Below are 21,787 nucleotides of genomic sequence, written 5' to 3'. Positions count from 1 at the left end.
ATCAGACCGCCCTCATCAGCAGGGTCGCGGCGACGATAAGAGCCGCACCGCCGAACATCGAGACCGCGTACGACCGTGCGAAGCCGTTCTGCAGTCGCCGCAGCCGACCGGAGAGCCCGCCGACCGAGGCGGCCGTGCCATTGACGACGCCGTCGACCAGGGTGTGATCGACGTACACCAGGGAGCGCGTCAGGTGCTCCCCGCCACGTACGAGGACGACGTGGTTGAAGTCGTCCTGGAGCAGGTCGCGCCGGGCGGCCCGGGTGAGCAGCGACCCGCGCGGGGCGACGACCGGAACCGGGCGGCGCCCGTACTGGGCGTACGCGATCGCGACACCGACGACGAGCACGGCCATGGTGGCCAGGGTGACCGTCGTCGCGCTGACCGGCGAGTCGCCCTCGGCGTGCCCGGTGATGGGCTCCAGCCAGTGCAGGAAGCGGTCGCCGACGCTGAACAGGGCGCCCGCGAAGACCGATCCGAAGGCCAGCACGATCATGGGGATCGTCATGGACCTGGGCGACTCGTGAGGGTGCGGCTCGGCGTGGTCACCGTGGTGCTCGGCCGCGGGCTCCACGCTCGGTTCGGCCGGAGAGGCGGTGGGTTGGTTCCTCCAACGCTCCTCTCCGAAGAACGTCATCAGCATCACGCGCGTCATGTAGTACGCGGTGATGGCCGCGCCGAGCAGAGCCGCGCCACCGAGGATCCAGCCCTCGGTACCGCCCTTGGCGAAGGCCGCCTCGATGATCTTGTCCTTGGAGAAGAAGCCGGACAGGCCGGGGAAACCGATGATGGCGAGGTAGCCGAGCCCGAAGGTCACGAAGGTGACCGGCATGTACTTCCTGAGGCCGCCGTACTTCCTCATGTCGACCTCGTCGTTCATGCCGTGCATGACCGAACCGGCACCGAGGAACAGGCCGGCCTTGAAGAAGCCGTGGGTCACCAGGTGCATGATCGCGAAGACGTAGCCGATGGGGCCGAGGCCCGCGGCGAGAACCATGTAGCCGATCTGCGACATGGTGGAGCCGGCCAGCGCCTTCTTGATGTCGTCCTTCGCGCAACCGACGATCGCACCGAACAGGAGCGTGACGGCACCGACGACGGTGACGACGAGTTGTGCGTCGGGCGCGGCGTTGAAGATCGCTCCGGAGCGGACGATCAGGTAGACGCCCGCGGTCACCATCGTCGCGGCGTGGATGAGGGCCGAGACCGGGGTCGGGCCCTCCATCGCGTCCCCCAGCCAGGACTGCAGCGGCACCTGGGCGGACTTGCCGCAGGCGGCGAGCAGGAGCATCAGGGCGATGGCGGTGAGCTTGCCCTCGGTGGCGTCACCGACGAGGCCGGGCTCGTCGTGGGTGCCGAGCACCGGGCCGAAGGCGAAGGTCCCGAAGGTGGTGAACATCAGCATGATGGCGATCGACAGGCCCATGTCGCCGACGCGGTTGACCAGGAAGGCCTTCTTCGCCGCGGTGGCCGCGCTGGGCTTGTGCTGCCAGAACCCGATGAGGAGGTACGAGGCGAGACCGACGCCCTCCCAGCCGACGTACAGCAGCAGGTAGTTGTCGGCGAGGACGAGCAGCAGCATCGCCGCGAGGAACAGGTTCAGGTAACCGAAGAAGCGGCGGCGCCGCTCGTCGTGCTCCATGTACCCGACCGAGTACAGGTGGATCAGCGAGCCGACGCCCGTGATCAGCAGCACGAACGTCATCGACAGTTGGTCGAGTTGGAAGGCGACGTCTGCCTGGAAGCCCTCGACCGGGACCCAGCTGAACAGGTGCTGGGTCAGCGTCCGGTCCTCGGCACCCTTGCCGAGCAGGTCGGCGAAGAGGACGACACCGAGCACGAAGGAGACGGCCGCGAGGGCGGTGCCGATCCAGTGGCCGACGGCGTCGAGACGCCGGCCGCCGACCAGCAGGACGGCCGCTCCGAGCAGGGGCGCCGCGATCAGCAGCGCAATCAGGTTCTCCACGATTCTTCCGACCCCTTACAGCTTCATCAGGCTGGCGTCGTCGACCGAGGCCGAGTGGCGGGAACGGAACAGCGACACGATGATCGCGAGGCCCACCACGACCTCCGCGGCGGCGACGACCATCGTGAAGAAGGCGATGATCTGGCCGTCGAGATTGCCGTGCATCCGGGAGAAGGCGACGAACGCGAGGTTGCAGGCGTTCAGCATGAGCTCGATGCACATGAAGACCACGATGGCGTTGCGCCGGATCAGCACGCCGGTGGCGCCGATCGTGAACAACAGTGCCGCGAGATAGAGGTAGTTGACGGGATTCACTTCGACGCCTCCTCGGCCCGCTTGAAGGTCGTCGGCTCGATCCCGGTCCGCTCCAGGCGCTCCTCCGCGCGCTGTTCCAGCGCCCGCAGGTCGTTGAGCGCCTCAGCCGACACGTCACGGATCTGGCCGCGCTCGCGCAGCGTCTTGCTGACGGTGAGCTCGGACGGGGTGCCGTCGGGCAGCAGGCCGGCGATGTCCACCGCGTTGTGCCGGGCGTAGACGCCGGGCGCCGGCAGCGGCGGCACGTGCTTGCCTTCGCGCACGCGCTGCTCGGCCAGTTCGCGCTGTGTCTTCGCCCGCTCGGTGCGCTCGCGGTGGGTGAGCACCATGGCGCCGACGGCGGCCGTGATCAGCAGGGCGCCGGTGATTTCGAAGGCGAAGACGTACTTGGTGAAGATGAGCGCGGCCAGCCCCTCCACGTTGCCGTTCGCGTTGGCCTGACTCAGCCCGTTGAACTCGGTGAGGGAGGCGTTGCCGATGCCCGCGAACAGCAGGATGCCGAAGCCGAGACCGCTGACGAGGGCCAGCCAGCGCTGGCCCTTGATGGTCTCCTTCAGGGAGTCCGCCGCGGTGACGCCGACGAGCATCACCACGAACAGGAACAGCATCATGATCGCGCCGGTGTAGACGACGATCTGCACGATGCCCAGGAAGTAGGCGCCATTGGCGAGATAGAACACCGCCAAGACGATCATGGTCCCGGCGAGACAGAGCGCGCTGTGCACGGCCTTCTTCATGAAGACGGTGCACAGGGCGCCGATCACGGCGACCGTGCCGAGGACCCAGAACTGGAAGGCCTCTCCGGTGGAGGTGGAGTAGGCGGCGAGCTGCGCGCTCATGCCCGCACCTCCTGTTCCCCGGGCTGCTCGCCCTTGGAGACGGCGACCTGGCGCTCCGTGCCGGGCGCGGCCTCGGTGACCAGTCCCCGGTAGTAGTCCTGCTCGTCCATCCCCGGGTAGATGGCGTGCGGGCTGTCGACCATGCCCTCTTCCAGGCCGGCCAGCAGCTGTTCCTTGGTGTAGATGAGGTTGGCGCGGCTGGAGTCGGCCAGCTCGAACTCGTTGGTCATCGTCAGCGCGCGGGTGGGGCACGCCTCGATGCACAGACCGCACAGGATGCAGCGGGCGTAGTTGATCTGGTAGACGCGGCCGTACCGCTCGCCCGGCGAGTAGCGCTCCTCGTCCGTGTTGTCGGCGCCTTCGACGTAGATGGCGTCGGCGGGGCAGGCCCAGGCGCACAGCTCGCAGCCGACGCACTTCTCCAGGCCGTCCGGATGGCGGTTGAGCTGATGCCGTCCGTGGAAGCGGGGAGCGGTGGTCTTCTGCTGCTCCGGGTACTGCTCGGTCAGCCGCTTCTTGAACATGGCCTTGAAGGTCACGCCGAAGCCGGCCACGGGGTTCTGGAAACCGGGCTTGGTCTCCTTGGGCTCCTCAGCCATCGGACGCCTCCTTTCCATCACGAGATCCGCCGATCGATCCGTCACTCGCAGTATCGGATCCACCACTGACAATCAACTCCCGCTCGCGGCGCGGGCTGCGCCGAGGCACCGGCGGCAGCTCCTGCCCAGGCAGCGGCGGTACGGGGAATCCGCCGGCCATCGGGTCGAAGCCGACCGGTTGTTCGGCGGGCTGCTCGGCCTTGCCCGCCTTGTCGCGGAAGATGTCGGCGACGAAGGACAGCAGCAGGAGGACGAGGACACCGCCACCGACGTAGAGGGCGATGTCGGCGAAGTCGTAGTTCTCGTTCCGCAGGGTCCGCACGGTCGCGACGAGCATCAGCCAGACCACGGAGACCGGGATGAGGACCTTCCAGCCGAGCTTCATCAGCTGGTCGTAGCGGACGCGGGGAAGCGTGCCGCGCAGCCAGATGAAGAAGAACAGCAGCAACTGCACCTTCACCACGAACCAGAGCATCGGCCACCAGCCGTGGTTCGCGCCCTCCCAGAACGTGCTGACCGGCCACGGGGCCCGCCAGCCGCCCAGGAAGAGCGTGGTCGACACGGCCGAGACCGTCACCATGTTCACGTACTCGGCGAGCATGAACATCGCGAACTTGATCGACGAGTACTCGGTGTTGAAGCCGCCGACCAGGTCACCCTCGGACTCCGGCATGTCGAAGGGGGCACGGTTGGTCTCGCCGACCATCGTCACGATGTAGACCACGAAGGAGACCGGCAGCAGGATGATGTACCAGCGGTCGTGCTGCTGCTCGACGATCGTCGACGTCGACATCGACCCCGAGTAGAGGAACACCGACGCGAACGCGGCGCCCATCGCGATCTCGTACGAGATCATCTGCGCACAGGACCGCAGGCCACCGAGCAGCGGATAGGTGGATCCGGAACTCCAGCCCGCCAGCACGATCCCGTAGATGCCCACCGAGGCGACCGCGAGGATGTAGAGCATCGCGATCGGCAGGTCGGTGAGCTGCATCGTGGTGCGGTGGCCGAAGATCGAGATCTCGTTGCCGGCCGGGCCGAACGGGATCACCGCGATCGCCATGAAGGCCGGAATGGCCGCGACGATCGGCGCGAGGACGTAGACCACCTTGTCCGCGCGTTTGACGACGAGGTCTTCCTTGAGCATCAGCTTGATGCCGTCGGCGAGCGACTGAAGCATGCCCCAGGGGCCGTGCCGGTTGGGGCCGATGCGCAGCTGCATCCAGGCGACGACCTTGCGCTCCCAGACGATGGAGAACAGCACGGTCACCATCAGGAAGGCGAAGCAGAACACCGCCTTGACGACGACCAGCCACCAGGGGTCGCGGCCGAACATCGAGAGGTCTTCAGCGGCGAGGTACGGGCTCATGCCTCCACCTCCTTGGGGCCTTCGGCGACGACCGTCGCCGGGCCGATGCGGACGAGGGAGCCGGGCAGCGCCCCGGTGTCGGAGGCGACGCCGCCGCCGGTGGAGTTCAGTGGAAGCCAGACCACCCGGTCGGGCATCTCGGTGACCTCCAGTGGGAGTTCAACCGTTCCGGCGGTGCCGGTCACGGCCAGTACGTCGCCGTTCTTGACGCCGGCTTCGGCAGCAGTGGCGGCCGACACGCGCGCGTGTGCCGCGTGCCGCGTCCCGGCGAGCGCCTCGTCACCCTCCTGGAGGACGCCCTGGTCGAGCAGCAGGCGGTGCCCGGCGAGGACCGCCTCACCGGCGGCCGGACGCGGCAGCACACCCGCGGTCCCCAGGGGATCCGTGGCCCGCAGTCCGTCCCACGCGCCGAGCCGGTCCAGCTCCACGCGCGCGGTACGCAGGTCCGGCAGCCCCAGGTGTACGTCCATGGCGTCGGCGAGCATCTGGAGCACGCGCGCGTCGGTGGGTGCCAGACGGCGGGTGAGCTGATCGGGCTTGAGCGCGGCCTCGAAGAAGCGGACTCGGCCCTCCCAGTTGAGGAAGCTGCCCGCCTTCTCGGCGACCGCCGCGACCGGGAGTACGACGTCCGCGTGCTCGGTGACCTCGCTGGGCCGCAGCTCCAGCGACACCAGGAAGCCGACCGCCGAGAGTGCCTCACGCGCGCGTGCCGGGTCGGGCAGATCGGCGACCTCGACTCCCGCCACCACCAGTGCCTGGAGTTCACCGCGGGCGGCGGCCTCGACGATCTGTCCGGTGTCACGGCCGAAGCGGTGCGGGAGTTCGGCGACGCCCCAGGCGGCCGCGACCTCGTCACGCGCGCGCGGGTCGGTTGCCGGACGCCCGCCCGGCAGCAGTGTCGGCAGCGCACCCGCCTCGACCGCGCCGCGCTCTCCCGCCCTGCGCGGAATCCACACCAGCCGCGCGCCGGTCGCGGAGGCGGCCCGTACGGCCGCGGTCAGTCCGCCCGCCACACCGGCCAGCCGCTCTCCGACGGCGATCACAGCGCCCTCGGCGCGCAGTGCCTCGGCGGCGTTGACGCCACCCTCCTCCAGGCCGACGCCGCTCGCGAGCGCGTCCAGCCACTCGGTCTCGGTACCGGGAGCCGCCGGCAGCAGCGTGCCGCCCGCCTTCTCCAGACCGCGCGTGGCGTACGTCGCCAGCGAGAACACCTTCTGCCCGTGCTTGCGCCAGGCCTTGCGCAGCCTCAGGAAGACGCCGGGCGCCTCCTCCTCGGACTCGAACCCGACCAGCAGGACGGCGGGCGCGTTCTCCAAGGACGTGTACGTGACGCCCGTACCGTCGAGGTCACGGCCGCGTCCGGCGACCCGCGCGGCCAGGAAGTCGGCCTCCTCGCCACTGTGCACACGCGCGCGGAAGTCGATGTCGTTGGTGTCGAGCGCCACGCGCGCGAACTTGCTGTAGGCGTAGGCGTCCTCGATGGTGAGGCGGCCGCCGGCGAGGACGCCCGCCCTGGAGCGGGCGGCGGCGAGTCCCTGGGCCGCCGCTTCCAGCGCCTCCGGCCAGGACGCGGGTTCCAGAACACCGGCGGCGTTGCGCACCAGCGGCGTCTCGAGCCGGTCGCGTTGCTGGGCGTAGCGGAACGCGAACCGCCCCTTGTCGCAGATCCACTCCTCGTTGACCTCCGGGTCCGGGGCCGCGAGGCGCCGCATGACCTTGCCGCGCCGGTGATCGGTGCGCGTGGCGCAGCCACCGGAGCAGTGCTCGCACACGGAGTGCGAGGAGACGAGGTCGAAGGGGCGGGAGCGGAAGCGATACGCCGCCGAGGTCAGCGCGCCGACCGGGCAGATCTGGATGGTGTTCCCGGAGAAGTACGACTCGAAGGGGTCGCCCTCACCGGTGCCGACCTGCTGGAGCGCGCCCCGCTCGATCAGCTCGATCATCGGGTCGCCCGCGACCTGGTTGGAGAAGCGGGTGCAGCGGGCGCACAGCACGCACCGCTCACGGTCGAGCAGCACCTGCGTGGAGATCGGGACGGGCTTCTCGTACGTCCGCTTCCTGCCCTCGAAGCGGGACTCGGCGTTGCCGTGCGACATGGCCTGGTTCTGCAGCGGGCACTCGCCGCCCTTGTCGCAGACGGGGCAGTCCAGCGGGTGGTTGATGAGGAGCAGCTCCATCACACCGTGCTGGGCCTTCTCGGCGGCCGGCGAGGTGAGGTGGGTCTTCACCACCATCCCGTCCGTGCACGTGATCGTGCAGGACGCCATCGGCTTGCGCTGGCCCTCGACCTCGACGATGCACTGGCGGCAGGCGCCGGCCGGATCGAGGAGGGGGTGGTCGCAGAAGCGGGGGATCTCGATGCCGAGCTGTTCGGCGGCCCGGATGACCAGGGTGCCCTTGGGCACGCTGATCTCGACGCCGTCGATGGTCAGCGAGACGAGGTCTTCCGGCGGGACCGTCGCCTCTCCCCCTCCGGAGGGAGCGCTGGTGGTCACAGTCATGCGTTCACCTCCGTGCGGTCGGCCCAGGCCGTCGACTTGGCCGGGTCGAAGGGGCAGCCGCGGCCCGTGATGTGCTGCTCGTACTCCTCGCGGAAGTACTTGAGTGAGGAGAAGATCGGCGAGGCGGCGCCGTCGCCGAGGGCGCAGAAGGACTTGCCGTTGATGTTGTCGGCGATGTCGTTGAGCTTGTCGAGGTCGGACATGACGCCCTTGCCGGCCTCGATGTCGCGCAGCAACTGCACGAGCCAGTACGTGCCTTCGCGGCAGGGCGTGCACTTGCCGCAGGACTCGTGGGCGTAGAACTCGGTCCAGCGCGTGACGGCGCGGACGACACAGGTCGTCTCGTCGAAGCACTGCAGAGCTTTCGTGCCGAGCATGGAACCCGCGGCGCCCACTCCTTCGTAATCAAGAGGGACGTCGAGGTGTTCGTCGGTGAACATCGGCGTCGAGGAGCCACCCGGCGTCCAGAACTTGAGGCGATGGCCCGGGCGCATCCCGCCGCTCATCTCGAGGAGCTGACGCAGCGTGATGCCGAGCGGCGCCTCGTACTGGCCGGGGCTGGCGACGTGGCCGCTGAGCGAGTAGAGCGTGAAGCCCGGGGACTTCTCGCTGCCCATCGACCTGAACCATTCCTTGCCCTTTTGCAGAATCGCGGGAACTGACGCGATCGACTCGACGTTGTTCACAACAGTTGGACACGCATAGAGACCCGCGATCGCAGGGAAGGGGGGACGGAGCCGCGGTTGACCACGGCGGCCTTCGAGCGAGTCGAGCAGTGCGGTCTCCTCACCGCAGATGTACGCGCCCGCGCCCGCGTGCACGGTGAGTTCGAGGTCGAGTCCGCTGCCCAGGATGTTCTCGCCGAGGTAGCCCGACGCGTAGGCCTCGCGCACGGCCTCGTGCAACCGCCGCAGCACTGGGACGACTTCACCACGCAGATAGATGAAGGCATGCGACGACCTGATGGCGTAACACGCGATCACAATGCCCTCGATGAGGCTGTGCGGGTTCGCGAAGAGGAGCGGGATGTCCTTGCAGGTTCCGGGCTCCGACTCGTCGGCGTTGACAACTAGATAGTGCGGTTTTCCATCACCCTGGGGAATGAACTGCCACTTCATTCCCGTCGGGAATCCCGCGCCGCCGCGCCCACGCAGACCGGAGTCCTTGACGTACGCGATCAGGTCGTCCGGCGACATGGCGAGCGCCTTGCGGAGTCCCTCGTATCCTTCGTGCCTTCGGTAGACGTCCAGCGTCCAGGACCTGTCCTCGTCCCAGAAGGCCGACAGCACGGGTGCGAGCAGCTTCTCGGGGCTGGTGTCTTTCAGCTCGGGTGCCAAGGTCATCACTCCCCCTCCTCAGCGGTAGGCCCTGCCGGATGGGCCGGGTCGGAGGCCGACGTGTCCTGCGGCGCGTCGTGCGAGCTCAGGTGTTCGGCGGGCGAGGGCTCGTGCACGACCCTGTCCTGCGGCTCCTCGTGCGGACCGCCGTCACGCGGATGAACCACGCGTGCGGGTGCGGCCTCTCCCCTGGCCAGGCGGAGGCCCACCAGCGACGCGGGTCCCGCGCTGCCACCGGCCTCGACGGCCCCGTCCCGCTCGTCGGGGAAGCCGGCCAGGATCCGGGCGGTCTCCTTGAAGGTGCACAGCGGCGCCCCGCGCGTGGGCTCGACCGGTCGTCCCGCGCGCAGGTCGTCGACGAGACGCTTGGCGCTGCCCGGGGTCTGGTTGTCGAAGAACTCCCAGTTGACCATCACGACCGGCGCGAAGTCGCAGGCCGCGTTGCACTCGATGTGCTCCAGGGTGACCTTGCCGTCGTCGGTGGTCTCGCCGTTGCCGACGCCCAGGTGCTCCTGGAGGGTCTCGAAGATCGCGTCGCCGCCCATCACCGCGCACAGGGTGTTGGTGCAGACACCCACCTGGTAGTCACCGCTCGGCCTGCGCCGGTACATCGTGTAGAAGGTCGCGACCGCGGTGACCTCGGCGGTGGTCAGGTCCAGCATGTCCGCGCAGAACTGCATCCCGGTGCGCGTGACGTGTCCCTCCTGCGACTGCACGAGATGCAGCAACGGCAGGAGGGCCGACCGGGAGTCCGGGTAGCGCGCGATGATCTCGTGCGCGTCGGCCTCGAGCCGGGCTCGGACGTCGTCCGGGTAGCCGGGCGCGGGCAGTTCGGGCATGCCCAGGCTGACGCCCCGCTCCGAAGAACTGGTGGTCACCGGTCGACGCCTCCCATCACGGGGTCGATGGACGCGACGGCGACGATGACGTCGGCGACCTGGCCGCCCTCGCACATCGCCGCCATGGCCTGCAGGTTGGTGAAGGACGGGTCACGGAAGTGGACCCGGTAGGGGCGGGTGCCGCCGTCGGACACGGCGTGCACCCCGAGTTCGCCCTTGGGCGACTCGACGGCCGCGTACGCCTGTCCCGGCGGTACGCGGAAACCCTCGGTGACCAGCTTGAAGTGGTGGATCAGGGCCTCCATGGAGGTGCCCATGATCTTCTTGATGTGGTCCAGGGAGTTGCCGAGGCCGTCCGGCCCCAGGGCGAGCTGGGCGGGCCAGGCGATCTTCTTGTCGGCGACCATGACCGGGCCGGGCTGCAGCCGGTCCAGGCACTGCTCGACGATCGCGAGCGACTGGCGCATCTCCTCCAGACGAACGAGGAAGCGGCCGTAGGCGTCGCAGGAGTCGGCGGTCGGGATCTCGAAGTCGTACGTCTCGTAGTCGCAGTACGGCTGCGTCTTGCGCAGGTCGTGCGGCAGGCCGGTGGAGCGCAGGATCGGGCCGGTGGCGCCGAGGGCCATGCAGCCGGCCAGGTCGAGATAGCCGATGTCCTGCATGCGGGCCTTGAAGATGGGGTTCCCGGTGGCGAGCTTGTCGTACTCCGGGAGGTTCTTCTTCATCTTCTTCACGAACTCGCGGATCTGGTCCACCGCGCCGGGCGGCAGGTCCTGGGCGAGTCCGCCGGGGCGGATGTACGCGTGGTTCATCCGCAGGCCCGTGATGAGCTCGTAGATGTCGAGAATCATTTCACGATCACGGAATCCGTAGATCATGATCGTCGTGGCGCCGAGCTCCATGCCGCCGGTGGCGATGCACACCAGGTGGGAGGACATCCGGTTCAGCTCCATCAGGAGCACCCGGATGATCTTGGCCCGCTCGGTGATCTGGTCCTCGATACCGAGGAGCTTCTCGACGGCGAGGCAGTAGGCGGTCTCGTTGAAGAAGGACGTCAGGTAGTCCATGCGCGTGACGAAGGTGGTGCCCTGCGTCCACGTGCGGAACTCGAGGTTCTTCTCGATGCCGGTGTGCAGATAGCCGATGCCGCAGCGGGCCTCGGTGACCGTCTCGCCCTCGATCTCCAGGATCAGGCGAAGCACTCCATGGGTGGACGGGTGCTGGGGACCCATGTTGACGACGATGCGTTCGTCGTCGGCCCGGGCCGCGGACTGGACGACCTCGTCCCAGTCGCCACCGGTGACCGTATATACGGTGCCTTCCGTGGTCTCCCGCGCCGAGGCGGCGGACGCGGCGGCTGCTGGCTGCGTGCTCACGAGTACGACCTCCGCTGGTCCGGAGCCGGGATCTGGGCGCCCTTGTACTCGACGGGGATGCCGCCGAGGGGGTAGTCCTTGCGCTGCGGGTGGCCCTGCCAGTCGTCCGGCATCATGATCCGGGTCAGGGCCGGGTGACCGTCGAAGACGATCCCGAAGAAGTCGTAGGTCTCCCGCTCGTGCCAGTCGTTGGTCGGGTAGACGGAGACCAGGGACGGGATGTGCGGGTCGCTGTCCGGGGCGCTGACTTCGAGGCGGATCAACCGGTTGTGGGTGATCGAGCGCAGGTGGTAGACGGCGTGCAGCTCGCGGCCCTTGTCGCTCAGGTAGTGGACTCCACTGACGCCGGTACAGAGTTCGAAGCGCAGGGCCGGGTCGTCGCGCAGGGTGCGGGCGACGCGGACCAGGTGCTCGCGCTCGATGTGAAAGGTGACTTCGTCGCGGTCGACGACCGTCTTCTCGATCGCGTTCCCGGCGAGGAGACCCTGCTCCTCCAGCGCGCCCTCGAGTTCGTCGGCGACCTCGTCGAACCAGCCGCCGTAGGGACGGCTCGCCGGTCCCGGGAGCCGGACCGAGCGGACCAGACCGCCGTAGCCGGAGGTGTCGCCGCCGTTGTCGGCGCCGAACATGCCGCGCTGGACGCGGATCTCCTCACCGCCCTCACCGCGCTGGCCGGGGAGGTTGTCGGCGGCGAGGTCCTTCTCGGGGTTGACCCCGCCCGCGCCGCCGTTGCCGTTCACGTCGCTCATCGCAGCAGCCCCTTCATCTCGATCGTGGGCAGGGCCTTGAGCGCCGCTTCCTCCGCCTCGCGAGCCGCCTCCTCCGCGTTCACGCCGAGCTTGGAGGTCTGGATCTTCTGGTGGAGCTTGAGGATCGCGTCCATCAGCATCTCGGGCCGCGGTGGGCAGCCCGGCAGATAGATGTCGACGGGGACGATGTGGTCGACGCCCTGGACGATCGCGTAGTTGTTGAACATGCCGCCGGAGGAGGCGCAGACGCCCATGGAGATCACCCACTTGGGGTTCGGCATCTGGTCGTAGACCTGCCGCAGCACCGGCGCCATCTTCTGGCTCACCCGGCCGGCGACGATCATCAGGTCCGCCTGGCGCGGAGAGCCCCGGAAGACCTCCATGCCGAAGCGCGCCAGGTCGTAGCGGCCGGCACCGGTGGTCATCATCTCGATGGCACAGCAGGCCAGGCCGAACGTGGCGGGGAAGACGGACGCCTTGCGTACCCAGCCCGCGGCCTGCTCGACGGTGGTCAGCAGGAAACCGCTCGGCAGCTTTTCTTCGAGTCCCATGTCCTTTGGCCCCTCAGTCCCATTCCAGGCCGCCGCGCCGCCACACATACGCGTAGGCGACGAAGACGGTGAGCACGAAGAGCAGCATCTCCACGAGCCCGAACACACCCAGGGCGTCGAAGGTGACGGCCCACGGGTAGAGGAAGACGATCTCGATGTCGAAGACGATGAAGAGCATCGCCGTCAGGTAGTACTTGATGGGGAAGCGCCCGCCGCCGGCCGGCGTGGGGGTCGGCTCGATGCCGCACTCGTAGGCCTCGAGCTTGGCGCGGTTGTACCGCTTCGGACCGATCAGCGTGGCCATGACCACGGAGAAGATCGCAAAGCCTGCCCCGAGGGCTCCCAGTACGAGGATGGGCGCATACGCGTTCACCGCTCCTCGCTCCTCTCAGTCGGCACTGACTGGTGGCGGTTGCGTCAGGCCCGCAACACCCGCCCCACGAGTCCCACGAACCCCGCTCGTTCCGGCGAAGATCGCGAACATGTGAAGCAGGTCACAAGCCCAACCGCCTCGCATCTTATGCCCGCCGGTCTGTGATCTGCGACACGGGGTATTACACAAGCTTTGTGATCTCCACCACCTGACGAAGGATCATGAAGTCGGATTAGCGGTGATCTTCATACAAGAAGCGTCCGAGCAGTCACCATAGGTGACATTTTTCCTGTCGATGCAGGTCGAGAAGGGCGTCTCAATATCAAGAGACTTCCCTTGCATGCAAATTGGCGTTGAACTTGATCTCTTGATAGAGGCCCGCATTCACACACGGGAGGGAGGAGTGCGCTCAGGTGTGGACGCGTGCACGCGTTCACGAACTCACCCGGAGGTGATCCCCGCGCGGGACGCAGCCTTCCTGGTAACCGTTCCGTGACCTCCGCCACATCCATGAGAGGCGTCTAAGAACCGGGGTTGGCCAACGGTCTAAACCGATGGTAGGTCGAGGGCAATTCGGACGTAACAGCGAAAGCCCATGATCACAGGCTTGATCACCTGCGTCCGCAATGTCCGTTACGGCGTCAATAAGGAGTGACACGCCCGGCATTGAGGGGCTCGATTGAACAATTGTGGCGCAGCACACGTTTCTTGAAGGTATGGAGGAGCCCCTGATACCGCTTGTACCCATGTCCCACACCGCTCTCATACGCAGCCACCGGAAGCCCCGCCGCAGCGCGTCGACAATCGCGATGCGGGCCGGAGTCGCCGGTGGCGTCCTCAGCACCCTGGCAGTCGCCGGGGCGTCCGGCTCGGCGAACGCCGCCGAGCCGGTGACGCAGACCCTCGAACTGCCCACCCTGACCGCCGACCTGGCCGCCCAGGTCGCGCAGTCCGCCGATGCCACGCAGCAGACCGCCGCGAACTACGAGCTGCAGGCCGAGCGTGACGCGGCCGCCGCAAAGGCCGCGAAGCAGGCCAAGGCGGACCTCGCTGAGGCGAAGCAGAAGGCGGAGGCCAAGAAGAAGGCCGCCGAGGCTGCCCGCAAGGCCGCTGCGGAGCGCGCTTCGCGCAACGCCGAGCGGACCACGCTCACCGCATCCGCGAGCGTCTCCACGAGCACGAGTACGAGCACGTCCACGGCGACCGGTTCCGCCGCGGCTGTCATCGCCTTCGTGAAGGCCCAGATCGGTGACGCCTACGTCTCCGGCGGCACCGGCCCCAACTCCTGGGACTGCTCCGGCATGGTGCAGGCCGCCTTCAAGCAGGTCGGCATCAGCCTGCCGCGCGTCTCCCAGGACCAGTCGGTCGCCGGCACCCAGGTCTCGCTGAGCAACCTGCAGCCGGGCGACATCCTCTACTGGGGCAACGCGGGCAACGCGTACCACGTGGCGGTGTACGTCGGAGACGGTATGTTCGTCGGCGCACAGAACCCCTCCACGGGCGTCGTGGAGAAGCCCCTGTCGTACGACCCGCCGACCGGCGCGGTGCGAGTGCTCTGAGCCGCGCGCTCCGAGCCGTACGCAGTGAAGGGCCGCCGCCGCTCGGGGGCAGCGGCCCTTCCGCCGTACCCACACTCCGTGCGGGCTCGGCTCAGCCGAGGTCGAAGGTGTTGGACAGGCCCAGCCGGTAGCGCACCTCGTCGACGCGTTTGAGCGGCTCCGTCTCGGGCGGGCGGTACAGCTCCAGCACCTCACACCGCACGGCGCCCGAATTGTCCGCCTCCAGCAGCGCGTTGACGGCCCGCCGCGCGGACTCGTGGGCGCCCTCCATGGTCGCCAGGTCCACGTCCGTACGGACGTGGTCGCCGACGAGGAAGAAGTTCGGCACCTTCGTGCGGGCGGACGGGCGGTTGTGGAGCGTGCCCGTCGGGTGGACGAGGAGCTGCGGCGGGTGGCGGACCGGCGTGACGAGGTGTTCGCCCGCCGGGCCGCCAAGACCGAGGCTCTGAAGAGCCGGGGCAGGGCCTCGATGCCACCGCCGCCCTGAAAGCCAGGTCAGGCCTTCGGTGCCACCTTGCTCAGGCCGTTGATGATGCGGTCCATCGCGTCGCCGCCCGTCGGATCGGTGAGGTTGGCGAGAAGCTTGAGGGTGAACTTCATCAGGACCGGGTGGGTCAGGCCTCGCTGGGCCGCGATCTTCATGACCTTCGGGTTGCCGATGAGCTTCACGAAGGCGCGGCCCAGCGTGTAGTAGCCGCCGTAGGTGTCCTTGAGGACGCGCGGGTAGCGCTGGAGGGCCAGTTCACGGCCGGCCGGCGTCGAGCGGGCGTGGGCCTGCACGATGACGTCGGCGGCGATCTGGCCGGACTCCATGGCGTAGGCGATGCCCTCGCCGTTGAAGGGGTTCACCAGGCCGCCCGCGTCGCCGACGAGGAGCAGGCCCTTCGTGTAGTGGGGCTGGCGGTTGAAGGCCATGGGGAGGGCCGCGCCGCGGATCGGGCCGGTCATGTTGTCCGGGGTGTAGCCCCAGTCCTCGGGCATGGACGCGCACCAGGCCTTCAGGACCTCGCGCCAGTCGAGTTCCTTGAAGGAGTCCGAGGTGTTGAGCACGCCCAGGCCGACGTTGGACGTGCCGTCGCCCATGCCGAAGATCCAGCCGTAGCCGGGCAGCAGACGGTCCTCGCCCGGGCCGCGCCGGTCCCACAGCTCCAGCCAGGACTCCAGGTAGTCGTCCTCGTGGCGCGGCGAGGTGAAGTACGTGCGCACCGCGACACCCATCGGGCGGTCCTCGCGGCGGTGCAGGCCCATCGCCAGCGACAGCCGGGTGGAGTTGCCGTCGGCGGCCACCACCAGCGGGGCGCGGAAGGTGACTTCCCGCTTCTCCTCGCCGAGCTTGGCCGTCACACCGGTGATGCGGCCGGTGCGGTCGTCGACGACCGGGCCGGAGACGTTGCAGCGCTCGTACAGGCGCGCGCCCGCCTTCTGGGCCTGGCGGGCGAGCTGCTCGTCGAAGTCGTCGCGCTTGCGGACGAGACCGTAGTCGGGGAAGGAGGCGAGATCCGGCCAGTCCAGCTGGAGGCGGACGCCTCCGCCGATGATCCTCAGCCCCTTGTTGCGGAGCCAGCCGGCCTCCTCGGAGATGTCGATGCCCATCGCGACGAGCTGCTTGACGGCGCGCGGGGTGAGCCCGTCGCCGCAGACCTTCTCGCGCGGGAACTCGGTCTTCTCCAGCAGGAGTACGTCAAGGCCGGCGCGGGCCAGGTGGTAAGCGGTGGTGGAGCCGGCTGGCCCCGCGCCCACGACGATCACATCGGCGCTGTTGTCGGAGAGGGGCTCGGTCACGGCGGGTTCTCCCCAAGGTTCGAAATATGCGTGCCGACCGGCACTGGACATGGGCAGTCTATTCAGCAGAATTGATCACCCGGCTGAAGGGCTGCCCCGTGAACCGAGCTCTGCCTGTAGTACGGCTGCGTGTCCCCACCGATGAGGACGCCGTCGCCTGGCACCGGGTCTTCGACGACCCGGACGTCATGGAGTTCCATGGCGGCAGGTCCGCGGAGTTGTACGTCTACGAGGAGCTCACGGCCCGTCAGCGTCGGCACGACGCCGAGCGCGGCTTCTGTCTGTGGACGATGCTGGACGAGTCCGACCGGGTCATCGGTTTCACGGGTGCGCAGCCGTGGCCGCGGGACTGGGGGCCGAAGGGCGAGATCGAGATCGGCTGGCGGCTCGGGCGGGAGTACTGGGGCAAGGGGTACGCGACCGCGGCCGCGCTGATCACGCTGGAGCGGGTGCGTGCGGCGGGGGTGCCGAGCGTGGTGGCGATGGTCCTCGCTCAGAACGCCCGGTCGATCGCGGTCACGCAGCGGCTGGGCATGAGCCTCGCCGAGGTGTTCACGGTCCCGTCGTCGAATCTGGAAGGGCACTGCTACCGGATCGAGCTGTGACGCCGACGACCCCGGTGAGCAAAGGTGATCGGTAACCGAAAGTAACCATCAGCTACAGAAAGACACCTGACGCTTCCGGACCGCACCCCGGGCGGTTACCCTTCCAGTACCGCTGGGGGTGACATCTGTGCCTATAACACCCAAGACGCCCGAAGTGCGTGTGCCCAAGCTCGTCGGCCTGATGGCCCTGGACGCGCGTGAGGCCGCCGAGGCCCACGGCGTGCTGTTGGCCGCACCCGACCGGCCCGAATTCCACCGCGCCGTCGTCGACTACGTCGTACGCCAGTACCCCCCACCCGGCGTCGAGGTGCCGCGCGGAGCGGTCGTCACCGTGTGGTTCGACCTGGGTGAGGGAGAGGGCGGTGGAGGCGTGCGCGAGCCGCGTATCCCGAACCCCACCGGGGGCGGGTTGCAGCGCGAGCTGGGCGAACCCGGGGACGCCTTCGAGGCGACCAGGTAGCAGGCAGGGCAAAGGCGGCTGTCAGGCCTGCTTGAAGCCCCGGTGCAGGGCGACGATCCCGCCGCTCAGGTTCCGCCATGCCACCTTCGACCAGCCGGCCTTGCGCAGACGCTCGGCGAGTGCGGGCTGGTCGGGCCAGTCACGGATGGACTCGGCGAGGTAGACGTACGCGTCGGGGTTGGAGGAGACCGCGCGGGCGACCGGCGGCAGGGCGCGCATCAGGTACTCGGTGTAGACGGTCCGGAAGGGCGCCCAGGTCGGGTGGGAGAACTCGCAGATCACGACCCGGCCGCCGGGCTTGGTCACCCGGTACATCTCGTGCAGCGCGGCGTCGGTGTCCTGCACGTTGCGCAGCCCGAAGGAGATCGTGACGGCGTCGAAGGTGTCGTCCTTGAAGGGCAGCTTCGTCGCGTCGCCCGCCGTGAGGGGCAGCCAGGCGTTGCGCTGCTTGCCGACCTGGAGCATGCCGAGGGAGAAGTCGCAGGGGACGACGTACGCGCCGGCGCGGGCGAAGGGCAGGGACGAGGTCGCCGTACCGGCGGCCAGGTCCAGGACCTTTTGCGCGGGCCGGGCGTCCACCGCCTTCGCGACCTCCTTGCGCCATCGCCGGTCCTGGCCGAGGGACAGCACGTCGTTGGTGAGGTCGTACCGTTCCGCCACGTTGTCGAACATCGAGGCGACTTCGTGCGGCTGCTTGTCCAGGGATGCGCGGGTCACTCGTCCATTGTGGCAGTACGGGCCGGACGCAACCGCGCCCGGCCCACCAACCGCCGTGTCACGGCGGCAGCCTCGACCGCGCCACGGCGGCAGCCGCGGCCGTTTCACCGCGGCGACCTCGGCCGTGTCACGGCAGCAGCCGCGGCCTCTTCTTCGCCGCCACATCCTCGACCCACCCGCACAGCAGCACGAACGCCGCGATCAGGACCCAGCCGATACCGAACATGAACCACTGGCTCTCCAGCGGCAGCCACTTCTCGAACGCGGGTACGTTCCAGAACTGGTCGATCAGCGGGACGGCGAGGATCAGCGCGATCTCGTGCCACAGGTAGATCGTCACCGCGCGGGCGTTGAAGACCGTCACGATCCGGTCCAGCCGCCGGAAGCGGGCGAGGCCGGCGAAGTCGACCTCGAAGCGCGCCTTGAAGTACATCAGCAGCGCCACGAACCCCGCCGACCAGAAGGCCTGCGCGAGCGGGATCTCGTCCAGGTCGTAGGTGCCGAACTCGGCCTGGTGCGAGAAGGCGTACCAGCCGCCGAAGCCGATCGCGGCGAGCGAGAGCACGACGACCGCGGCAGGCCGCAACCGCTGGAGCACGCCGTCGCGGTGCGCGAAGCCGAGGATCCAGCAGAACAGGTACGTCGCCAGGTCCCACAGGGCGCTGCCGAAGCGACCGTCCGGCGGCGTCCAGACGAGCTGGAAGACCGCGATCGGGGCGAGCGAGGCCAGCAGGACCGGCACCGGGGCGAGCCGGAACACCTTCAGCATCAGCGGGGAGAGCAGGACGAACCAGAGATACGTCCGCAGGTACCAGAGGATCTCCCAGGCCTGTATGCCCCACGTATTGCCCGGCGGGTCGCCCAGCGGCACGATCCAGTAGACGATCTGCCAGCCCGGCATCCAGTCGTGGATCAGCATCGCGAGGACCACGAAGAGGCCCCAGTACCAGAACGGCGGCAGCAGCCGGCGCAGCCGGCTCTTCACCACCTTGAGCGCGGGGCGCTCCAGGGACTTCGCCATCAGGGTGCCGGCCAGGCCGAACATGATCCCCATCGAGGGGAAGACCATGCCGGCCCAGGCCCAGCCGAAGGTGTGGTACGTGACGACACGGACGAGAGCCACGGCCCGGAGGGTGTCGAAGTAGCGGTCGCGTCCGGCCGGCTTGGGCGGCGGGGGCACCTCTTCCGCGACGACAGGAGCCTCGGCTTCCGCAAACGACCCCTGTTCCGGCTCCGGCTCCACCGCAGGCAGCGTCGCCGTCGCTTCGGCCGCGGGCTGCTGCCCCTGCCCGTGCTCCGCGTACTGCTGGGGATACGGCTGCACGTACGGCTGCTGATCCTGAGCGCCGTACCCGTACCCGTACCCGTACCCGTACCCGTACCCGTACCCGTACTCCTGCCCCTGCCCATACACGGGCTGCGGCTGCGGCCGTGGCTGTTGTCCGTAGCCGTACCCCTGCTGCGGATACGCCTGCTGCGGCTGCTGTTCCGCCTCCCAGCTCATCAGCTCACCCCCGCCGGGGTGCCGACCTCGCCGGTGCGCTTGAGCTTCTGCCAGCGCAGGCGGCCACCGGTGAGGGCGGTGATGCAGGAGTGGATGAGGACGAGGTACATCATCTGGCGGTAGGCCAGCTGCTGCAGCGGCATCATCAGCAGGTAGCGGTACTTCTCGCGGTCGAGGCGGAACGCGTACGCCGCGCACGCCAGCTGGATCGCCAGCACCGCCAGCCACGCCAGCAGGGCCGCCTGGAAGTCGACGAAGATCATCGAGTAGACGGTGAACACGTCGATGAGCGGAGCGAAGACCGGCGTGATGATCTGGAAGATGACCACCAGGGGCATGCCGACCCGGCCGAAGCGGCCCGACGGACCCTTGTCCGTCAGGGACTTGCGGTGCTTCCACAGCGCCTGCATGGTGCCGTACGACCAGCGGTAGCGCTGGGACCACAGCTGCTTGAGCGAACCGGGCGCTTCCGTCCAGGCCTTGGCGTGCTCCTGGTACACGACCCGCCAGCCCCCGCGGTGCATGGCGATGGTGATGTCGGTGTCCTCGGCGAGGGTGTCCTCGCTCATGCCGCCGACCTCGAGCACGGCGTCCCGGCGGAACGCGCCGATCGCACCGGGGATGGTGGGCATGCAGCGCAGCAGGTCGTACATGCGGCGGTCGAGGTTGAAGCCCATCACGTACTCGATGTGCTGCCAGGCCCCGATGATCGTGTCGCGGTTGCCGACCTTGGCGTTGCCGGCGACCGCGCCGACCTCGGGGTCGGCGAACGGCTGCACCAGCTGGTGCACGGCGTCCGGCTCGAAGACGGTGTCGCCGTCCATCATCACGACGATGTCGTACCTGGCGCTGCGCACACCGTTGTTGAGGGCGGCAGGCTTGCCCGCGTTCTCCTGACGGATGACGCGAACGTTCGTCATGCCGAGCGACTCGGCCGCACTGCGCGCGATCTCGGACGTGCCGTCCGTGGAGCCGTCGTCGACGACGATGATCTCGATCGGATGGGTGCTCCGCGCCAGCGACTCGAGGGTGTTGGCGATGCACTCCTTCTCGTTGTACGCCGGCACGACCACGCTCACCGGCCGGGTGACGGTGGGGCCCCAGCTGAAGCGGCGTTTGTTGCGCTGTCTGTAGTGGCGGCGGGCGAGGATCAGCATCATTCCGAAGCGGCTCATGACGGCGATGCCCACGACCATGAGTCCGACCGCGAGCGCCGGCACCGTCCACTCGGCGACGGCGACCGCCGCGATCAGGGCCTTGCCCTCGTAGAGGGTGGCGCCGGTGGCCTCCCGGTGGGCGGCCTGGAGACGCGAGACGGTGCTGGTGGTGCGGCCGTTGCCGTTCGGCAGGGTCCCGCCGGGCTGCTCACCGGTCACGCCGGCCTCGGTGACGCCCGCCGCCTGCTGCTGATCCGCACCCGCACCCGAGCCCGAGCCGGCCGCCGTGCCTTGGCCGGCCGCGTTGTCCTGCTGCATGACGCCGCTGATGGTGGTGAAGGTGTAGCCCTTCGCCTTCATCTTCTTGATGTACTGCGGCAGCGCCTTGATCGTCTGCAAGCGCTCGCCGCCCGCGTCGTGGAACAGGACCGACGCACCGTCCGTGCCGCTCGGCGTGGCCCACTTGACGATGTTCGAGACGCCCGGCCTCTTCCAGTCGTCGCTGTCGGTGTCGACGAAGACGCTGGTGTAGCCGTCCGCGCCGAGCCTCTTGTAGACGGGCCAGCTGTAGTTGTCGATGGCGTCCGTCTCGGAGGAGTACGGCGCGCGGAACAGCGTGGTCGTGATGCCGGCCGCCCCCGCCAGTGCGAGCTGCGTCTGCTCCATTTCCCGGTCGACGCGGGCGTCGCTCTGGTACGAAAGGTCGACATGCGTGAAGGTGTGGATGCCGACCTCGTTGCCCTGCTCGACCATCGTCTTCACGATGCTCGGATAGCGCGAGACCATCGAGCCGACCAGGAAGAACGTGCCGGGCACGTCGTTCTCCTGGAGGATCTTCAGGACCTGAGGCGTCCAGGTGGGGTTCGGGCCGTCGTCGAAGGTGAGGGCGATCGTCTTGTCCGGCACGGAGACGCTCGTGGCCTGCCCGCCCCGGAAGGTGAGGATCGGGCCGCCGTTGAGGATCTTGTCGGGGACCTTGCTCGCACTGGCCCCGTCGCGTACCCGCTGGTCACCGCCCACCTCGGCGCGCAGATAGCCGTCGAGCAGCATCACGCAGGTCAGGGCCAGCAGGAGCAACAGAGCGAGGATGACACGCGGTTTCTGCAACGCCGCGGCTCTGCCCGCCGCCCGCTCGATGCGGGTGGGGGCGCGCCGTCGGCCGCGGGAGGAAGTCGTCGTCATGAGGGTG

Annotated in this window: 21 protein-coding genes; 4 read left to right on the top strand and 17 right to left on the bottom strand. The window is 68.6% G+C overall.

Annotation, left to right across the window (positions count from 1 at the left end; all coding sequences use genetic code 11):
* Window position 1: 1 nt before the first annotated feature.
* Genes nuoL through ACFY16_RS40150 form a run of 12 tightly spaced genes read right to left on the bottom strand, consistent with a single transcriptional unit; the run spans window position 2 to window position 12,814 of the window.
* On the bottom strand, window positions 2-1,966 hold the full coding sequence (gene nuoL, locus ACFY16_RS40205; protein ID WP_390652194.1) for an NADH-quinone oxidoreductase subunit L: 1,965 nt from the start codon (window positions 1,964-1,966) through the stop codon (window positions 2-4).
* A 15-nt stretch (window positions 1,967-1,981) separates the two neighbouring features.
* The gene (gene nuoK, locus ACFY16_RS40200) at window positions 1,982-2,281 is read right to left on the bottom strand and encodes an NADH-quinone oxidoreductase subunit NuoK (protein WP_003974374.1); all 300 of its coding nucleotides are present in this window, start codon (window positions 2,279-2,281) and stop codon (window positions 1,982-1,984) included.
* Window positions 2,278-3,120 carry an NADH-quinone oxidoreductase subunit J gene (locus ACFY16_RS40195; RefSeq protein WP_390652193.1) on the bottom strand — a complete coding sequence of 281 codons (843 nt, stop codon included), beginning with the start codon at window positions 3,118-3,120 and terminating at the stop codon, window positions 2,278-2,280. The genes nuoK and ACFY16_RS40195 overlap by 4 nt, the downstream gene beginning before the upstream one ends.
* Window positions 3,117-3,719, bottom strand: coding sequence for an NADH-quinone oxidoreductase subunit NuoI (gene nuoI / locus ACFY16_RS40190; protein ID WP_390652192.1), 603 nt, complete (start codon window positions 3,717-3,719; stop codon window positions 3,117-3,119). The genes ACFY16_RS40195 and nuoI overlap by 4 nt, the downstream gene beginning before the upstream one ends.
* Window positions 3,712-5,088 carry an NADH-quinone oxidoreductase subunit NuoH gene (nuoH, locus tag ACFY16_RS40185; protein ID WP_390652191.1) on the bottom strand — a complete coding sequence of 459 codons (1,377 nt, stop codon included), beginning with the start codon at window positions 5,086-5,088 and terminating at the stop codon, window positions 3,712-3,714. The genes nuoI and nuoH overlap by 8 nt, the downstream gene beginning before the upstream one ends.
* On the bottom strand, window positions 5,085-7,589 hold the full coding sequence (locus ACFY16_RS40180; protein ID WP_390652190.1) for an NADH-quinone oxidoreductase subunit G: 2,505 nt from the start codon (window positions 7,587-7,589) through the stop codon (window positions 5,085-5,087). The genes nuoH and ACFY16_RS40180 overlap by 4 nt, the downstream gene beginning before the upstream one ends.
* The gene (nuoF, locus tag ACFY16_RS40175) at window positions 7,586-8,932 is read right to left on the bottom strand and encodes an NADH-quinone oxidoreductase subunit NuoF (RefSeq protein WP_390652189.1); all 1,347 of its coding nucleotides are present in this window, start codon (window positions 8,930-8,932) and stop codon (window positions 7,586-7,588) included. The genes ACFY16_RS40180 and nuoF overlap by 4 nt, the downstream gene beginning before the upstream one ends.
* A complete protein-coding gene (gene nuoE, locus ACFY16_RS40170; RefSeq protein ID WP_390652188.1) occupies window positions 8,932-9,804 on the bottom strand; it encodes an NADH-quinone oxidoreductase subunit NuoE in 873 nt (290 codons plus the stop codon). The genes nuoF and nuoE overlap by 1 nt, the downstream gene beginning before the upstream one ends.
* Complete coding sequence (locus ACFY16_RS40165; protein WP_390652187.1) at window positions 9,801-11,141, bottom strand: NADH-quinone oxidoreductase subunit D; 1,341 nt, start codon at window positions 11,139-11,141, stop codon at window positions 9,801-9,803. Before ACFY16_RS40165 ends, nuoE begins: the two co-directional genes overlap by 4 nt.
* Window positions 11,138-11,890 carry an NADH-quinone oxidoreductase subunit C gene (locus ACFY16_RS40160; protein ID WP_390652186.1) on the bottom strand — a complete coding sequence of 251 codons (753 nt, stop codon included), beginning with the start codon at window positions 11,888-11,890 and terminating at the stop codon, window positions 11,138-11,140. Before ACFY16_RS40160 ends, ACFY16_RS40165 begins: the two co-directional genes overlap by 4 nt.
* Entirely contained in the window at window positions 11,887-12,441 is a 555-nt protein-coding gene (locus ACFY16_RS40155; RefSeq protein ID WP_003998928.1) for an NADH-quinone oxidoreductase subunit B family protein, read from the bottom strand. Before ACFY16_RS40155 ends, ACFY16_RS40160 begins: the two co-directional genes overlap by 4 nt.
* 13 nt (window positions 12,442-12,454) lie before the next feature.
* Window positions 12,455-12,814 carry an NADH-quinone oxidoreductase subunit A gene (locus ACFY16_RS40150; protein ID WP_007383963.1) on the bottom strand — a complete coding sequence of 120 codons (360 nt, stop codon included), beginning with the start codon at window positions 12,812-12,814 and terminating at the stop codon, window positions 12,455-12,457.
* Window positions 12,815-13,560: 746 nt separating this feature from the next.
* Here ACFY16_RS40150 and ACFY16_RS40145 point away from each other — a divergent pair.
* Window positions 13,561-14,373 carry a C40 family peptidase gene (locus tag ACFY16_RS40145; RefSeq protein ID WP_390652185.1) on the top strand — a complete coding sequence of 271 codons (813 nt, stop codon included), beginning with the start codon at window positions 13,561-13,563 and terminating at the stop codon, window positions 14,371-14,373.
* A 91-nt stretch (window positions 14,374-14,464) separates the two neighbouring features.
* Here the strand turns inward: ACFY16_RS40145 and ACFY16_RS40140 are convergent, their stop codons facing one another.
* On the bottom strand, window positions 14,465-14,701 hold the full coding sequence (locus ACFY16_RS40140) for a hypothetical protein (protein ID WP_390652184.1): 237 nt from the start codon (window positions 14,699-14,701) through the stop codon (window positions 14,465-14,467).
* 24 nt (window positions 14,702-14,725) lie between these two features.
* On the opposite strand from ACFY16_RS40140, the gene ACFY16_RS40135 reads away from it, so the two are divergent.
* Window positions 14,726-14,860, top strand: a complete 135-nt coding sequence (locus ACFY16_RS40135) for a hypothetical protein (RefSeq protein ID WP_390652183.1) — start codon at window positions 14,726-14,728, stop codon at window positions 14,858-14,860.
* A gap of 8 nt (window positions 14,861-14,868) precedes the next feature.
* On the opposite strand, the gene ACFY16_RS40130 is transcribed toward ACFY16_RS40135, so the two are convergent.
* Window positions 14,869-16,206: a geranylgeranyl reductase family protein gene (locus ACFY16_RS40130; protein ID WP_390652182.1), complete on the bottom strand. Its 1,338-nt coding sequence runs from the start codon at window positions 16,204-16,206 to the stop codon at window positions 14,869-14,871.
* A 47-nt stretch (window positions 16,207-16,253) separates the two neighbouring features.
* On the opposite strand from ACFY16_RS40130, the gene ACFY16_RS40125 reads away from it, so the two are divergent.
* Both ACFY16_RS40125 and ACFY16_RS40120 read left to right on the top strand, forming a co-directional pair.
* Window positions 16,254-16,760 carry a GNAT family N-acetyltransferase gene (locus ACFY16_RS40125; protein WP_390652181.1) on the top strand — a complete coding sequence of 169 codons (507 nt, stop codon included), beginning with the start codon at window positions 16,254-16,256 and terminating at the stop codon, window positions 16,758-16,760.
* 127 nt (window positions 16,761-16,887) lie between these two features.
* Window positions 16,888-17,220, top strand: coding sequence for a PASTA domain-containing protein (locus ACFY16_RS40120; RefSeq protein ID WP_390652180.1), 333 nt, complete (start codon window positions 16,888-16,890; stop codon window positions 17,218-17,220).
* Window positions 17,221-17,241: 21 nt separating this feature from the next.
* Here ACFY16_RS40120 and ACFY16_RS40115 read toward each other — a convergent pair whose 3' ends face one another.
* From ACFY16_RS40115 to ACFY16_RS40105, 3 genes are all read right to left on the bottom strand, one after another.
* Window positions 17,242-17,937 (bottom strand): demethylmenaquinone methyltransferase, encoded by a 696-nt coding sequence (locus tag ACFY16_RS40115; protein WP_390652179.1) that lies wholly within the window; start codon window positions 17,935-17,937, stop codon window positions 17,242-17,244.
* A gap of 127 nt (window positions 17,938-18,064) precedes the next feature.
* Window positions 18,065-19,441: an acyltransferase gene (locus ACFY16_RS40110; RefSeq protein ID WP_390652178.1), complete on the bottom strand. Its 1,377-nt coding sequence runs from the start codon at window positions 19,439-19,441 to the stop codon at window positions 18,065-18,067.
* The gene (locus ACFY16_RS40105; protein ID WP_390652177.1) at window positions 19,441-21,780 is read right to left on the bottom strand and encodes a bifunctional polysaccharide deacetylase/glycosyltransferase family 2 protein; all 2,340 of its coding nucleotides are present in this window, start codon (window positions 21,778-21,780) and stop codon (window positions 19,441-19,443) included. The genes ACFY16_RS40110 and ACFY16_RS40105 overlap by 1 nt, the downstream gene beginning before the upstream one ends.
* Between the last annotated feature and the right edge of the window lie 7 nt (window positions 21,781-21,787).

Origin of the sequence: Streptomyces sp. NPDC001315, assembly GCF_042896175.1 — a bacterium.
Classification (GTDB): domain Bacteria; phylum Actinomycetota; class Actinomycetes; order Streptomycetales; family Streptomycetaceae; genus Streptomyces.
Note: the sequence above shows the minus strand (reverse complement) of the source record. Positions and strands in the feature narration are given on the sequence as shown.

Excerpts from the sequence above, each read along its gene's own strand:
- nuoI (WP_390652192.1), bottom strand. The coding sequence starts at position 3,719 with ATGGCTGAGGAGCCCAAGGAGACCAAGCCCGGTTTCCAGAACCCCGTG.
- ACFY16_RS40195 (WP_390652193.1), bottom strand. The coding sequence starts at position 3,120 with ATGAGCGCGCAGCTCGCCGCCTACTCCACCTCCACCGGAGAGGCCTTC.
- ACFY16_RS40110 (WP_390652178.1), bottom strand. The coding sequence starts at position 19,441 with ATGAGCTGGGAGGCGGAACAGCAGCCGCAGCAGGCGTATCCGCAGCAG.
- nuoF (WP_390652189.1), bottom strand. The coding sequence starts at position 8,932 with ATGACCTTGGCACCCGAGCTGAAAGACACCAGCCCCGAGAAGCTGCTC.
- ACFY16_RS40145 (WP_390652185.1), top strand. The coding sequence starts at position 13,561 with ATGTCCCACACCGCTCTCATACGCAGCCACCGGAAGCCCCGCCGCAGC.
- ACFY16_RS40130 (WP_390652182.1), bottom strand. The coding sequence starts at position 16,206 with ATGTCCAGTGCCGGTCGGCACGCATATTTCGAACCTTGGGGAGAACCC.
- ACFY16_RS40155 (WP_003998928.1), bottom strand. The coding sequence starts at position 12,441 with ATGGGACTCGAAGAAAAGCTGCCGAGCGGTTTCCTGCTGACCACCGTC.
- ACFY16_RS40105 (WP_390652177.1), bottom strand. The coding sequence starts at position 21,780 with ATGACGACGACTTCCTCCCGCGGCCGACGGCGCGCCCCCACCCGCATC.
- ACFY16_RS40160 (WP_390652186.1), bottom strand. The coding sequence starts at position 11,890 with ATGAGCGACGTGAACGGCAACGGCGGCGCGGGCGGGGTCAACCCCGAG.
- nuoH (WP_390652191.1), bottom strand. The coding sequence starts at position 5,088 with ATGAGCCCGTACCTCGCCGCTGAAGACCTCTCGATGTTCGGCCGCGAC.
- ACFY16_RS40180 (WP_390652190.1), bottom strand. The coding sequence starts at position 7,589 with ATGACTGTGACCACCAGCGCTCCCTCCGGAGGGGGAGAGGCGACGGTC.